The organism is Staphylococcus sp. B1(2026), from assembly GCF_058895785.1.
Genome location: NZ_JBZXTS010000001.1, coordinates 1 through 14,280 on the forward strand (window position 1 = coordinate 1; position 14,280 = coordinate 14,280).

At 30.7% G+C, this 14,280-nt stretch carries 16 protein-coding genes; all 16 read right to left on the reverse strand.

Annotated features, from left to right (window positions below):
- Positions 1-137: 137 nt before the first annotated feature.
- The 16 genes from AC5EAH_RS00005 to hslU all read right to left on the reverse strand — a co-directional run bounded on the left by AC5EAH_RS00005 (position 138) and on the right by hslU (position 14,277).
- Positions 138-1,454, reverse strand: coding sequence for a lipid II:glycine glycyltransferase FemX (locus tag AC5EAH_RS00005; RefSeq protein ID WP_493492696.1), 1,317 nt, complete (start codon positions 1,452-1,454; stop codon positions 138-140).
- A gap of 62 nt (positions 1,455-1,516) precedes the next feature.
- Positions 1,517-3,592, reverse strand: a complete 2,076-nt coding sequence (topA, locus tag AC5EAH_RS00010; protein WP_493492697.1) for a type I DNA topoisomerase — start codon at positions 3,590-3,592, stop codon at positions 1,517-1,519.
- Between the two features lie 87 nt (positions 3,593-3,679).
- Positions 3,680-4,408 carry a DNA-processing protein DprA gene (gene dprA, locus AC5EAH_RS00015; RefSeq protein ID WP_493492698.1) on the reverse strand — a complete coding sequence of 243 codons (729 nt, stop codon included), beginning with the start codon at positions 4,406-4,408 and terminating at the stop codon, positions 3,680-3,682.
- A 235-nt stretch (positions 4,409-4,643) separates the two neighbouring features.
- Positions 4,644-5,432: a ribonuclease HII gene (rnhB, locus tag AC5EAH_RS00020; protein WP_493492699.1), complete on the reverse strand. Its 789-nt coding sequence runs from the start codon at positions 5,430-5,432 to the stop codon at positions 4,644-4,646.
- A complete protein-coding gene (ylqF, locus tag AC5EAH_RS00025; RefSeq protein WP_493492700.1) occupies positions 5,419-6,285 on the reverse strand; it encodes a ribosome biogenesis GTPase YlqF in 867 nt (288 codons plus the stop codon). The genes rnhB and ylqF overlap by 14 nt, the downstream gene beginning before the upstream one ends.
- A gap of 105 nt (positions 6,286-6,390) precedes the next feature.
- Positions 6,391-6,651, reverse strand: coding sequence for a hypothetical protein (locus AC5EAH_RS00030; RefSeq protein WP_493492701.1), 261 nt, complete (start codon positions 6,649-6,651; stop codon positions 6,391-6,393).
- A gap of 64 nt (positions 6,652-6,715) precedes the next feature.
- Positions 6,716-7,060 carry a 50S ribosomal protein L19 gene (gene rplS, locus AC5EAH_RS00035; RefSeq protein WP_493492702.1) on the reverse strand — a complete coding sequence of 115 codons (345 nt, stop codon included), beginning with the start codon at positions 7,058-7,060 and terminating at the stop codon, positions 6,716-6,718.
- Between the two features lie 117 nt (positions 7,061-7,177).
- Positions 7,178-7,912 carry a tRNA (guanosine(37)-N1)-methyltransferase TrmD gene (gene trmD, locus AC5EAH_RS00040; protein WP_493492703.1) on the reverse strand — a complete coding sequence of 245 codons (735 nt, stop codon included), beginning with the start codon at positions 7,910-7,912 and terminating at the stop codon, positions 7,178-7,180.
- Complete coding sequence (rimM, locus tag AC5EAH_RS00045) at positions 7,912-8,415, reverse strand: ribosome maturation factor RimM (protein ID WP_493492704.1); 504 nt, start codon at positions 8,413-8,415, stop codon at positions 7,912-7,914. The genes trmD and rimM overlap by 1 nt, the downstream gene beginning before the upstream one ends.
- Before the next feature lie 10 nt (positions 8,416-8,425).
- Entirely contained in the window at positions 8,426-8,659 is a 234-nt protein-coding gene (locus AC5EAH_RS00050; protein WP_493492705.1) for a KH domain-containing protein, read from the reverse strand.
- 110 nt (positions 8,660-8,769) lie between these two features.
- Positions 8,770-9,327 carry a ribosome recycling factor gene (gene frr / locus AC5EAH_RS00055; protein WP_493492706.1) on the reverse strand — a complete coding sequence of 186 codons (558 nt, stop codon included), beginning with the start codon at positions 9,325-9,327 and terminating at the stop codon, positions 8,770-8,772.
- Between the two features lie 19 nt (positions 9,328-9,346).
- Positions 9,347-10,066 (reverse strand): UMP kinase, encoded by a 720-nt coding sequence (gene pyrH, locus AC5EAH_RS00060; protein WP_493492707.1) that lies wholly within the window; start codon positions 10,064-10,066, stop codon positions 9,347-9,349.
- A gap of 54 nt (positions 10,067-10,120) precedes the next feature.
- Positions 10,121-11,005, reverse strand: coding sequence for a translation elongation factor Ts (tsf, locus tag AC5EAH_RS00065; RefSeq protein ID WP_493492708.1), 885 nt, complete (start codon positions 11,003-11,005; stop codon positions 10,121-10,123).
- A gap of 101 nt (positions 11,006-11,106) precedes the next feature.
- On the reverse strand, positions 11,107-11,859 hold the full coding sequence (gene rpsB / locus AC5EAH_RS00070) for a 30S ribosomal protein S2 (protein ID WP_493492709.1): 753 nt from the start codon (positions 11,857-11,859) through the stop codon (positions 11,107-11,109).
- Between the two features lie 217 nt (positions 11,860-12,076).
- The gene (gene codY / locus AC5EAH_RS00075; RefSeq protein WP_493492710.1) at positions 12,077-12,856 is read right to left on the reverse strand and encodes a GTP-sensing pleiotropic transcriptional regulator CodY; all 780 of its coding nucleotides are present in this window, start codon (positions 12,854-12,856) and stop codon (positions 12,077-12,079) included.
- Between the two features lie 32 nt (positions 12,857-12,888).
- The gene (hslU, locus tag AC5EAH_RS00080) at positions 12,889-14,277 is read right to left on the reverse strand and encodes an ATP-dependent protease ATPase subunit HslU (RefSeq protein ID WP_493492711.1); all 1,389 of its coding nucleotides are present in this window, start codon (positions 14,275-14,277) and stop codon (positions 12,889-12,891) included.
- Positions 14,278-14,280 lie beyond the last annotated feature (3 nt).

Here is a 14,280-nt window from a genome sequence, read left to right on the forward strand (position 1 = left end):
GTCATCAACACTTTAAATTATAGAACCTTTATATTAAACTATAAAAAAACACTCGTGATTTTGATATTATTCAACAAAATAATATCAAAAACGCGAGTATTTTTATTTATAGGCTAGTTTTTTCCCAGCCCCATTTTTTATTTGCCATATTTTTTTAAGATACGTTGGTTTTTAAATGCAATAATTTTTGGTGCATATTCTTGGAATAATTTATACCAGAATTTATTTATCGGTAAATCAAATTCACCGATATATTCCACAAGTTCAGGTGAAAAATTACGTTTGAACTGACTTAAACCATATTGTTGATCGTCTGGATTATTATCACTTGCTACACCAAATAAATCATATTTTCGAACACCTGATTCATCATATAATTTTTGCATAATCCATAATTGTAATGCTTTATTAGCATTTAAATTAGTATATTCAGTAATATTGGCACCATATAAATAAAATGCTTTATTATCATAATGTGCTACAATGGCCCCACTTAAAACTTGACCATTTGGAAACTCAATAATTTTTGCTTCTAACTCTTGAATTTCTTTAATATATTTATCACTTATTTTAGTTAATTCATCAAGCTGACGTGTTAACTTTTCTTTTCTTTGCTCATTCGTTGCAGCTGAAAGCTGTTGCTGTACTTTAGATAATTGTTGCTCATTATTTTTTTGTTGATTTTTTACAAATTTTAAAGCCACATTAAAATCTACTTTAGCAAAGTATAAATCTAACATACCTGCTTTATTTAGCGTACGGTATAAAATTTGTAAATATTTTAAAGAACGCGGAATAAAGTGATCACGTTGTGCTGTTATTTGATTCAATTCATCATAAATTACTAAATCATCATAATTACCCTTAAAACATACAACACCTTTATTATGTGCATTTTTAATATCATAACGTAAACGTTTAGACATTTGCTGAATAATACCGTGGCCTTCATCTACTAAATCAACAATCATCGTCATACGATGTTGAATACCATCAAAACCTAAATTGAAAGGCTTTTGCTCAAAACCACATTCAAATAATAAATCTCTAATATTTGAATTGTCCACACCATCAGGAATGATATTATAATCAATATCTCTTTGACGCCACATAATATCTGGATCAATTTTAAAATCAAATACTTTTTGTGTTTTAAAATAAGATTTCAGTGCTTTAATCACTTCTTTAAATTGAGAAGTATGATTAAAATCTGTAATAATCCCTCGTGGTGCATAAGCAAGATATTGCTTAATATAAGGTAATTGACGATAAAGTACCGTCAATGCAGCTACTGTTTGTTGATCATCATTCACTACAAACAAACATTCTGTGCGCCAGTTACCTGTATTGACTTTCATTTCACCCCATTCAGGTGTTTGTAAAATTGTTGACTTTGCATGATTTTTAACAAAATCATGATATTTTTTTTCATCATTTATTTTTATAACTTGCATATTTTTTCTCCAATAGATAAGTTTAAATTGATAAGATTGAATATGGCTAATCGCGATAAATTTTATTGTTGTTTTTCTTTAAAATCACATTTTGAACATTGTACTTGTACTTTTTTGCCAGTTACTTTTTCAACTAGATAAGATTGACATTTTGGACATGAACGTGCTAGTGGTTTATCCCATGAAACAAATTCACAAGTTGGATAATCAGAACAGCCGTAAAAAATACGACCTTTTTTCGACTTACGTTCTACTATCTTACCTTGATGACAAGTTGGACAAGTTAAACCTATTTCTTTAATAATAGGTTTAGCATTACGACAATCTGGAAAATTAGAACATGCAATAAATTTACCATAGCGTCCCATCTTATAAACTAAGTCCGAACCACATTTTTCACATGCTTCACCTGTGGGTTCATCTTTAATTACAATTTTTTCCATTTCTTCTTCTGCTTTATGTACGTGTTGCTCAAAATTTTTATAAAAAGCATCGATTACTTCCATCCATGCAACTTTTCCGTCAGCTATTTTATCTAAAGCAAATTCCATATTTGCTGTAAAATCTACTTTAGTAATTTCCGGAAAATATTCATCAACTAATTCAATAACAATTGTTCCTAATTCTGTAGGTACAAATCTTTTTTGTTCTAATTTTACATAGTTTCTTTTTTGAATTGTATCTAAAGTAGGTGCATATGTTGATGGTCTACCTATGCCTGATTCTTCTAGTGTTTTAACTAGTCGAGCTTCTGTATAACGTGGTGGTGGTTGTGTAAAATGTTGTTCAGGTTTAATCATTACAGATTTAATTTTATCACCTATTACCATATCAGGCAAAATTGTATTTTCTTCGTCAACTTCATCATCAGCGCCTTCAACATATAATTTCATAAAACCAGCAAATTTCATTGTTGAACCATTTGCTCTAAACATGACACGTTCTTGCGTTAAATCAACTGCCACAGTATCAAAAATAGCTGGTGCCATTTGACTCGCAATAAAACGTTCCCATATTAATTTATATAATTTAAATTGATCACGCGATAAATAATCTTTAATAGCTGCTGGCTCTCTTAAAGCTTGTGTTGGTCTGATCGCTTCATGTGCATCTTGTGTATTTGATGATTTTTTTGTTTTACGTGCTGTTTTCAATAAATACTCTGAACCATATTTATCAGTAATTAACTTAGTAGCATCAGTTTTAGCAACATCTGAAATACGTGTAGAATCTGTACGCATATAGGTGATTAATCCTGTTACACCACCTTGTTTTTTCAAATCAATACCTTCATATAATTGCTGTGCAATCATCATCGTTTTTCGAGCTTTAAAATTTAATTTTCTAGCAGCTTCTTGTTGTAATGATGATGTTGTGAATGGTAATGCCGCAAAACGTTTTTTCTCAGTTGCTTTAATATTAGTCACTTCAAATAGATCTGATGTAATGGTAGATAAAACTTCTTTTACCTGTGCTTCATTTTGTAATTTAATGCTCTTATTATCTACTTTTAATAATTTTGCATAAAATTTCTTGCGTTTATGAATAAATTGACCTGTTACCGACCAATACTCTTCAGGTTTAAAATTATTAATTTCATTTTCTCTATCGATAATTAATTTAACCGCAACTGTTTGTACTCTTCCAGCTGATAAACCTTTTTTTACTTTCTTCCATAATACTGGGGAAATATTATAACCTACTAGTCTATCTAAAATACGACGACCTTGTTGCGCATCCACTACATTCATATCAATATCTCTTGGATGCTTAAATGCTTCTTTAACTGCATCTTTCGTAATTTCATTAAATACAACTCGACTAGATTTAACATTATCAGGATCTAATAGATGAGATAAATGCCATGCAATTGCTTCACCCTCCCTATCTGGGTCGGAAGCTAAAAATATTTTTTTAGCTTTTTTAGCTTCTTTTTTTAATTGTTTAGCTAAATCGCCTTTACCACGAATAGTAATATAATGCGGTGCATAGTTATTGTCAACATCTATCCCCATTTGACTTTTTGGCAAATCACGTATATGCCCCATTGAAGATGTTACTTTATATTTTTTTCCTAGATATTTTTCAATTGTCTTCGCTTTAGCTGGTGATTCTACAATAACTAAATAATCTGCCACTAATTTGTCACTCCTCTTATTCTTGACCATTTATATTCATGTTGACAATCATAAAGACAAAATTTAAAATTGTCAACTTATTTTATACTATAACTCAAAAATGTCTTGTGCTTGAGTTACGATGATTGCACCTTCTTTAAGATAATTATTCGGTGTTTGAGATAAACTCGATGTAATATCTCCAGGTATGCAATAAATATCTTTACCTAAATCTAAAGCAAAATCTACAGTAATTTGTGTACCACTTTTTTGCGCGGCTTCTGTTATTAAAATTTTATCGGCTAGCGCAGCAATTAATCGATTTCTTGCTACAAATTGATATTTGATAATTTTTTGTTGCGGTGGATATTCAGAAATCACACATTCATGCGCTTTCATATAATCAAATAATTGTTCATTAGCTTTAGGATAACAATAATGATGTCCAAATGCTAATACACCAATTGTACCTAAATGATATTGAATAGCTAATCTATGTGCCAAACTATCAACACCATAAGCTAAGCCACTAATAATAACAGGTTGATACTGTTGAATATTTGGAAACAAATAATGTAATACTTTTGTAGAATATTCACTAGGATAACGACTACCAATAATAGCTAATGGATAGTTGTTTTTTAATAAGTTTAAATCCCCTTGATAAAATAACACAAATGGAAAATCATATAAAGCTAATAATCGACTAGGATAATCTGCCTCATTAAAAAATACTATATTAACTATTTTTTTCGTCTGATTAATCATATCTCGTGATAAATTGATTTGTAAATTCTCAAAAATATATTGTGCTTTTGATGGTTTAAATAGGCGCATAAAATCTTGTACTTGTCATTGACACACTGAATTGAAATTACAATGACTATTATAATAAATTTTATGCATATCTGCTGTTGTCATACCTTTAATCATAATTAAAGATAAAATTATTTGATGTTCCATTAACTCACCTCATCATTATTATACTTAATCTTCATTAAATTGAAAATCACTATAACTACGATGATTGAGCTTAATCTGTATCATTTATTATGTATCTACCTTACTTCCATTATTTTTCATAATTTTTTTGAACCCTACTTTTAATAGGTTCAAATGTTAAACGATGAATATCACAAATACCATACTGTTGAATACTTGCTAAATGTTGTTTAGTCCCATAACCTGCATGTTGTTCAAAACCATATTGCGGATATTGTTTAGCATACTGACACATTAATTCATCTCTTGTTTGTTTAGCAATAATTGAAGCTGCTGCAATAGACGCACTTTTAACATCACCTTTAATTAAAGGTAATTGTGGTAATGTTATGTTAGGTAATGTTAAAGCATCTATAAGTAAGTAATCTATATCAATAGATTGTTTCACTTGTTCTATTGCTTGATACATCGCTAATTTTGTTGCTTCTAAAATATTAATTTCATCAATAATTTGATGATCTACAATACCTACACCAATAGCTACAGCTTGTTGTTGAATTATTTCAAATAATTGTTGACGTTTTTTAGCTGTCAATTTTTTAGAATCTGTTAAGCCTTCAATATAACAATCATCAGCTAATATAACCGCTGCTGCAACAACAGGGCCTGCTAATGGCCCACGTCCTACTTCATCAACACCAACAATAAATTGATAGCCTTGCAATTTAGCTTGTTGTTCATAAAATAAACTTTGTTGAAAAGCTTCATATAATTGTTGTTGCTTTATTAATTTTTTTTGATGCTTATCAACTAACTTACGTACAGAGATGCGTTCATCTTGCATAAATTGATGTAAACGTACATCTGTTATATCATTGATATCGTCTAATATCACTTGAATCTCTTTAATTTTCATCATGATTATCAGCTTCTATTTTATCAAATGTAAAATTACCTAATTTTTGTTGACGAATATCTCTAATAAATAAATGTGTTACCTGTTCATAATCTACATCACCATGTCGACTTAAACCTCTTTGTTTGCCAATTATATCGTACCAAAGAACCGGATCATCCTCGACATCAAATGTTGCATGATAATATGATGACATTGCTTGTGGATAATGTGTTAACAAATACTTCATACCAAAAATTGCAACTTCATCTAAATGAACGATTTCATCTTTAATAGCACCTGTTAAACTTAACTTTTTACCAATCGTCTGATCTTCAAATTTAGGCCAAAGAATACCAGGTGTATCTAATAATTGAAACTCATTTCCTAATTTTAACCAAGCTTGTTTTTTAGTTACACCCGGCTTATTAGCAGCTTGTGCAACATTTTTACCAATTAAACGATTAATTAACGTAGATTTTCCTACATTCGGAATACCGATAATCATTGCACGAATGGTTTTTTGTTTAATTCCTTTATTAGCTAAACGTTCTAATTTATCAGCCAAAACTTGTTGTGCCATTTTAGTAATTTCTTTTATACCTTTACCTGTTTTGGCTTCTATAATTAATGTAGGTAAGCCTTGTGCTTCAAAATAATTTTTCCATTTTGTCGTTTGATGGCTATCAGCCATATCTGCTTTATTTAATAAAATAATACGTGGTTTATGTCCTACAATTTCATCTATCATAGGATTACGTGAACTCATTGGCACTCGTGCATCTAATAATTCAAAAATAATATCTACTAATTTCAATTTTTCCTGAACTTCTCTTCGTGCTTTTGCCATATGACCTGGAAACCATTGAATGACCATATAATTATCCCTTCTTTATTTATCTTATATAACTTCCTAATTTTAGCATATTCAATAAAACTTTTAAATAAGATAATGAGCACAAGATACTTCAAATCTCAAAACTTATTTTTTATTTAATTCATCTACTATTTTCTTAGCACCTAATATATCTATATAATAATGTTCTCTTATGTATTTTATAGCTTCTATATCAGTTAAATCTTGTATATTCAATAAAATTTTTTGTCGTAATCTAGCATTCTCTAAAATTAATTCAGCAAATAATAAATCTTTTTGCTCTTTTTTCTTGTTGTGTTTAACATTTACATATAGCAATATAATAAAACATATAATTATCAATAAATAATAAATACTTTTATTCATTACACATACCTCCCGACAATTTCAAAAAAAGCCTAAGCTTATGCTTAGACTCATGTTTAACGTATTATCGAATTTCTCTAATACGTGCTGCTTTACCACGTAAGTTACGTAAGTAGTAAAGTTTAGCACGACGAACGCGACCTTTACGTAATACTTCAATTTTTTCAACTTTTGGTGAATGTACTGGGAAAGTACGTTCTACACCAACACCGTAAGAAATTTTACGTACTGTATAAGTTGCAGAGATACCGCCACCACGACGTTTAATTACAACACCTTCAAATGGTTGGATACGCTCACGGTTACCCTCTACGATACGTACGTGTACACGTACTGTATCACCTGCACGAAACTCAGGAATATCTGTACGTAATTGCTCTTCTGTTACTAATTGAATTAATGGATTCATTTTCCTTTTCTCCTTCTACAAAACACTCTTAACTAAGATAAAAATAGACAGCGGAGTATCGTATTTAAACATATATTACTTTGTAATATAACATATCTATACTAACATATACCCACCCTATTTGGCAATATCATTTTTTAATGTTGCCAAATATTTTTTATCATCATCAGTTAAAGGATATGTTTCTAATAAATCTGGACGACGTTCAAATGTACGTTTAATGGCTTGTTGTCTACGCCACAAATCAATATTGGCATGGTTACCACTTAATAAAACATCAGGCACTGTTAACCCATTAAAGTCTGCCGGACGTGTATATTGTGGATATTCTAACAGCCCCGTTGAAAACGAATCATCTTGATGTGATAATTCATTTCCTAATACTGATGGCTTAAGTCTCACAATCGCATCAATCATTGTCATCGCTGCTAATTCACCACCAGTTAAGACAAAATCACCTAATGATAATTCATCCGTCACTAAATGCGTACGAATACGTTCATCATATCCTTCATAATGACCACATATAAATATTAGATGTTCAGCTTGCGCCAATTCTTCTGCTTTTTTTTGTGTAAAAGTTTGTCCTTGTGGACACATTAAAATAATACGTGTCTTTGATGTTTTTTCTAATTGCTCAACAGCATTAAAAATAGGTTCCGGTTTTAACACCATACCTTGCCCACCACCATAAGGATAATCATCTACTTTCAAATGTTTGCTATCTGAAAAATAGCGAAAATTAACTGTATTCAATGTTACTGCTTCTGCATCTTGCGCACGTTTTAAAATTGAATTTTTAAACACACCTTCAAACATTTCTGGAAATAAAGTTAAAATATCTATTTTCATTAACTCAATAACCCTTCTATTTCTTCAATAATAATTTTTTTATTGTCAATATCAATTGTTTTAACAACGTCTTCAATATATGGGATATAATATTCTTTTTGACCTTTAACTACCCATACATCATTGGCACCTGGTGTTAAAATATCTATAATCTCTCCTAAATTTTTATTATCTGTTGTTAACACTTGGCAGCCAATAATTTGATGAAAATAATAAGCATTTTCCTCTTCTTCAATAATATGACTATCGTCAACTTTTAATTTTAATCCTTTGAATTTTTCAACATCATTAATATCATCATATTGATCAAACTTAACTAAAATAAATTGTTGATGTTGGCGTGCACTTTCTACAGTAACTTGATCAATCTGTTGATTACCTCGCATAATATATAGTTCACTACCTTCGGTAAAACGTTGTTCTATATAATCTGTTGTAGGTATAATTTTTAATTCGCCATTTAATCCGTGTGTATTAATAATTTTTCCGACATTTAATAACATATTTTCCTCACTATTCTGCAATTTCTACTAAGACACGTTTATGATAATCATTTTTTACACCTGACATAATTGTTCGAATTGATTTTGCAATTCTACCATGTTTACCAATAACTTTACCTAAATCTTCTTTAGCTACATACAATGTTAATACAACATTATCTTTATTTTCGGTTAATTCAACACGCACTTCATTAGGTTCACTAACTAATGGTTTAACAATTGTCATTAATAATGCTTGCATCATAATGTCCTCCTTTAATATCATACTCATAGTTTATCATACATTAGTGATGAATAAAATATAAAAAAGTGAGTACTGACTTATTAAAGTCACTTACTCACTTATTTAATTAACTATACAGTCATAATTTCTTGTTCTTTTTCTTTTGTAATATCATCAACTTTTTTAATAAAAGTATCTGTTGTTTTTTGTACATCATCAGAAAAGCCACGTAAAGCATCTTCTGTGATATCACCTGATTTTTCTAAACGTTTAAAACCATCATTCACATCACGACGAATGTTACGAATCGCAATTTTAGCATTTTCTGATTCTTTACCAACTTGCTTAACTAATTCTTTACGTCGTTCTTCTGTTAAAGCTGGAATAGCAATACGAATTACTGAACCGTCATTTGTTGGATTTAACCCTAAATCTGATGCCATAATTGCACGTTCAATATCTTGTAACACACCTTTATCATAAGGAGAAATAACTAATAAACGTGCTTCAGGTGTTGAAATACCTGCTACTTGATTAATTGGTGTTGCTGCACCATAATAATCTACCGTGATACGGTCTAATAATGATGCATTTGCACGCCCTGCACGTATTGTTGCTAACTCACGAGAAAAACTAGCGACTGATTTATCCATCTTTTCTTTTAAGTCTTTTAATAATGTTTCTGGCATTATAATACCTCCTATAAATCTATTTAGTAATTGTTGTACCTATATTTTCACCCATAACTGCTTTACGAATATTACCACTCTCTTCAATTGAAAAGACAATTAATGGTAAATTATTGTCCATACAGAATGATGAAGCTGTGGCATCCATAACGGCTAAGCCATCTTGTAACATTTGAATATAAGTTAATTTATCATATTTAATTGCTTCTTTATTTTTCTTCGGATCATCTGAGTAAACACCATCTACTGCATTTTTACCCATTAAAATAACATCTGCTTCAATTTCTTTAGCACGTAAAGCTGCTGTCGTATCAGTTGAAAAATAAGGATTACCGATCCCTGCTGCAAAAATAACAACACGACCTTTTTCTAAATGACGAATCGCACGACGACGAATATATGGTTCTGCCATTTGTTTCATTTCAACAGATGTTAACACACGTGTATCAATGGCTAATTTTTCTAATGCATCTTGCAACGCTAATGAATTCATTACAGTTGCTAGCATCCCCATTGAATCAGCAGTTGCACGCTCCATCCCTAATTCTTCACCAGCTTTACCACGCCAAATATTTCCACCACCAACAATAACCGCAACTTCAACACCAAGTTTAATAATACCTGATATTTCTTCTGCAACAGTACGAATCACTTCAGGTTCAATACCAAATTTTTTATCACCTGCTAATGCTTCACCACTCAATTTTAATACAATACGTTTATATTTTGGTTGTGACATATTATCCTCCATTTTATAAAAAAGACACGAGTTTTCGTGTCTTTATTTTAATCATTAGTTACCGCGAACTTGACTCATTACTTCTTCAGCAAAGTTATCTTCTTTTTTCTCAATACCTTCACCAACTTCGTAACGTACAAATGTAGCTAATTTACCACCTTTAGATGCTAAGAATTTAGCTACTGTTACATCACCATCTTTAACGAATGGTTGATCAACAACACAAATTTCTTGTAAATATTTACGGATACGCCCTTCTACCATTTTTTCTACAATATTTGCTGGTTTACCTTCGTTTAAAGCTTGTTCAGATAATACTTTTTTCTCATGTTCTAACTCTTCAGCTGGTACTTGAGAAGCATCTAAATATTTAGGGTTTAATGCTGCAATGTGCATCGCTACATCTTTAGCTGCTGATTCGTCTGTTGAACCTTCAACTAAAGTTAACACACCAATACGACCACCTTGGTGAGAATATGTACCAAATACATCCACATCAGTTTTTTCTACTACTGTAAAACGACGTAATGATAAGTTTTCACCAATTGTAGCAATTGCTTCTTGAACGATTGTTTCAATTGTTTTACCTTCTACTTCTACAGCTAAACCTTCTTCTAAAGTTGTAGCATTTGAAGCTAATAATGCTTTACCTACAGTTGATACTAATGTTAAGAATTTTTCATTTTTAGCAACGAAATCTGTTTCTGAGTTGATTTCTAAAATAATTGCTTTGTTACCTTCTGTTGCTGTAAAAGTTAAACCTTCTGCTGCAATACGTCCAGCTTTTTTAGCTGCTTTTGCAATCCCTTTTTCACGTAAGTAATCGATGGCTGCATCCATATCACCATTTGATTCTACTAATGCTTTTTTACAATCCATCATACCTGCGCCTGTACGTTCTCTTAATTCTTTTACCATTGCTGCTGTTACTGCTGCCATTATAATAATTCCTCCTTGAAATTTAATCTTTTTTAAAAAGGAGCTGTTAAACAAATGTTGAACAGCTCCCAAATCACTGTGCAATAAGCTCAGTTAATATATTATTCTGCTACCACTTCTGCAGTTTCTTCTAATTCAATACCTTGCTCTTCTGCTACCGCTTCATTTGATACACCATTTTGTGCAACAATAATAGCATCAGCCATTTTAGCTGTTAATAATTTTACTGCACGAATTGCATCATCATTTGCTGGGATAACATAATCAACTTCATCTGGATCACAGTTTGTATCAACGATACCAACTACTGGAATACCTAATTTTTTAGCTTCTGCTACTGCATTATGTTCTTTACGTGGATCTACAACAAATAATGCTGATGGCATACCTTTCATTTCACGGATACCACCTAAGAATTTATTTAGACGGTCATACTCTTTACGTAATTCCCCAACTTCTTTTTTAGGTAATACATCAAAAGTACCGTTTTCTTCCATACGTTCAATTTCAGCAATACGATTAATACGCCCTTTAATTGTTTTATAGTTAGTTAAAGTACCACCTAACCAACGGTGATTAATATAGTATTGTCCAGCACGTTCTGCTTCTTCTTTAACTGCATCTTGCGCTTGTTTTTTAGTACCAACAAATAATACTGTACCACCTTCTTCAGCGATAGAGTTAATAAATTTGTAAGCTTCTTCTACTTTTTTAACTGTTTTTTGTAAATCGATAATGTAGATACCATTACGCTCTGTGAAGATATATTTCTTCATTTTTGGGTTCCATCTACGTGTTTGGTGACCAAAGTGTACACCTGCTTCAAGTAATTGTTTCATTGAAATTACTGACATTTTCTTTCCTCCTATGGTTTAAAATCCTCCGTTGCTCTCAAACTCGTTTAATAACATTCAAATGCACCATTTAAACAATCAAGACAACGTGTGTTATTGTACTGTATTTATACAGCCGAAATAACTATAGCATATTATTATGTATAATACAATACTTAAATCAATATATTTTTATTTTCTCTAATTTAGATAGCTATTTAATATTTTAAAAGTAATTTTAAATTGTTTTATGATCTAAAATATCTAAAAAATTAGGTTTTAAAATTTTAATATATGTACCTTTCATTCCTAATGAGCGTGAGTCAATGACACCAGCACTCTCAAGTTTACGTAGCGCATTAACAATAACTGAACGTGTAATACCAGCACGATCAGCAATTTTAGAAGCCACTAATAAGCCCTCTTGACCATCTAATTCTTGGAAAATATGTTCGATAGCCTCTTTTTCTGAAAAAGATAATGAATTAATAGCCATATTAATAATTGCTTTATCTCTAGCGATTGCTTCGGCTTCTTCTTGTTTTTCATGTAAAATTTCTATTCCGACAACTGTGGCTGCGTATTCTGCTAACACTAAATCATCTTCTGTAAATTGACTACTACTTTTACCTAAAACCAAAGTACCGAGTCTTTGACCACCACCACGTACAGGTAAAATTGTTGTAAATGAATTTTTAAATGCTTCTTTTGATTCTTTAGGAAAAATAGATAATTCATCTTCAAATGATAAATTTTCTTGCGTACCATAAATACTCATTACTCCGTCAATATATTCTTTAATTAATTGACGTTCCTCAATCATTTTCGTCATACGTTCATTTAAGTAACCATTTTTAGTTTCAAAACCTAAAACTTTACCTTTACGACTTAAAATAAATACTGTAGCATCCATTACTAAGCTTAATCGACTTGCCATTGAAGAAAAATCTACATTTGCACTATGACCTTCTTGTAACATGGCACTAATTTTTCTCATTTTTTGTAATAAAGTTGACATAACCTTCTCCTTCTAAAGTTAAAATCATCATATTATAAAATAAATTCACTTAAATCTCTATTATTTACAATAGCTGTCATTTTATTTTCTACATATGATTTTGTAATTTCAATTTGTTGATTTACTAATTCTGATGCTTCAAATGATAATTCTTCTAACACTTTTTCAATAATAGTGTGTAATCTTCTTGCACCAATATTATCAGTATTCGTATTAACTTCCCATGCGAATTTTGCAATATATTGTAATGCTTCTTCAGTAAATATGACTTTTAGACCTTCTGTAGCTAATAAAGCAGTATATTGTTCTATTAACGAGAATTTCGGTTCAACTAAGATACGATATAAGTCTTCTTGTGATAATTCTTCTAATTCAACACGAATAGGAAATCGTCCTTGTAATTCTGGAATTAAATCTTTTGGTTTAGCAATATGAAAAGCACCCGCACCGACAAATAAAATATAATCTGTTTTAATTGTACCGTACTTAGTTTTTACAACACTACCTTCTACAATAGGTAAAATATCTCGCTGTACACCTTGTCTAGATACACTACCAGACTGATGATTTTGATCATTTACAGCAATCTTATCAATTTCATCAATAAAAATAATACCTTGTTGTTCCGCCAAATTTAATGCTTCTTGATAGACATCTTCTGTATCTAACAATTTTTGCATTTCAATTTCAATTAATATTTCTCTCGCTTGACTAACTTTTAAAGTTCGCTCACTATATTTTTGTGGTGTAATAGCAGAAAGTGCTTCATTCATGCCTTCTGTTAAATTCTCCATACCTGGTGGTAACATAGAAATCTGTTTTTTTTCTACTGGTATTTTAATTGTCACCATTTGATCTTCCAATAATTTTTGCTCTAATTGATTAAAAACTGATAAACGTTGTGCAACTATTTCACTATCTGGCTGTTCTTCAGTTTTTGTTTGTTGGCCCATTAACATTGTTAATGGATTAAAATCAACTTGTTTCTTTTTATTTGGCACAATCATTTTAGCTATTTCTTCATTAGCAAGTTTCACAGCTTCTTTTTTTACTACTTCAGATTTACGAGTCTTTATTAAGCGAATGCTTGCTTCTACTAAATCTCTGACCATACTTTCTACATCACGACCAACATAACCAACCTCAGTATATTTTGTTGCTTCTACTTTAACAAATGGGGCATAAACAATTTTAGCTAATTGCCTAGCTATTTCAGTCTTTCCTACACCTGTAGAACCAATCATCAAAATATTTTTAGGAATAATCATTTCTTGTAGATCTTTAGTTAATAAACTTCTACGATAACGATTACGTAACGCGATAGCCATTTGTCTTTTAGCATGATCTTGTCCTATAATATATTCATTTAATTTATCTACAATTTGATGTGGTGTTAAATTAGCAACCTGTAATTGATTCATATT

Excerpts from the sequence above, each read along its gene's own strand:
- hslU (WP_493492711.1), bottom strand. The coding sequence starts at position 14,277 with ATGAATCAATTACAGGTTGCTAATTTAACACCACATCAAATTGTAGAT.
- trmD (WP_493492703.1), bottom strand. The coding sequence starts at position 7,912 with ATGAAAATAGATATTTTAACTTTATTTCCAGAAATGTTTGAAGGTGTG.
- ylqF (WP_493492700.1), bottom strand. The coding sequence starts at position 6,285 with ATGGTCATTCAATGGTTTCCAGGTCATATGGCAAAAGCACGAAGAGAA.
- rpsB (WP_493492709.1), bottom strand. The coding sequence starts at position 11,859 with ATGTCAGTAATTTCAATGAAACAATTACTTGAAGCAGGTGTACACTTT.
- tsf (WP_493492708.1), bottom strand. The coding sequence starts at position 11,005 with ATGGCAGCAGTAACAGCAGCAATGGTAAAAGAATTAAGAGAACGTACA.
- rnhB (WP_493492699.1), bottom strand. The coding sequence starts at position 5,432 with ATGATGAAAATTAAAGAGATTCAAGTGATATTAGACGATATCAATGAT.
- pyrH (WP_493492707.1), bottom strand. The coding sequence starts at position 10,066 with ATGTCACAACCAAAATATAAACGTATTGTATTAAAATTGAGTGGTGAA.
- rplS (WP_493492702.1), bottom strand. The coding sequence starts at position 7,060 with ATGAATCCATTAATTCAATTAGTAACAGAAGAGCAATTACGTACAGAT.
- AC5EAH_RS00005 (WP_493492696.1), bottom strand. The coding sequence starts at position 1,454 with ATGCAAGTTATAAAAATAAATGATGAAAAAAAATATCATGATTTTGTT.
- frr (WP_493492706.1), bottom strand. The coding sequence starts at position 9,327 with ATGCCAGAAACATTATTAAAAGACTTAAAAGAAAAGATGGATAAATCA.
- AC5EAH_RS00050 (WP_493492705.1), bottom strand. The coding sequence starts at position 8,659 with ATGATGCAAGCATTATTAATGACAATTGTTAAACCATTAGTTAGTGAA.
- dprA (WP_493492698.1), bottom strand. The coding sequence starts at position 4,408 with ATGCGCCTATTTAAACCATCAAAAGCACAATATATTTTTGAGAATTTA.
- codY (WP_493492710.1), bottom strand. The coding sequence starts at position 12,856 with ATGTCAACTTTATTACAAAAAATGAGAAAAATTAGTGCCATGTTACAA.
- rimM (WP_493492704.1), bottom strand. The coding sequence starts at position 8,415 with ATGTTATTAAATGTCGGAAAAATTATTAATACACACGGATTAAATGGC.
- AC5EAH_RS00030 (WP_493492701.1), bottom strand. The coding sequence starts at position 6,651 with ATGAATAAAAGTATTTATTATTTATTGATAATTATATGTTTTATTATA.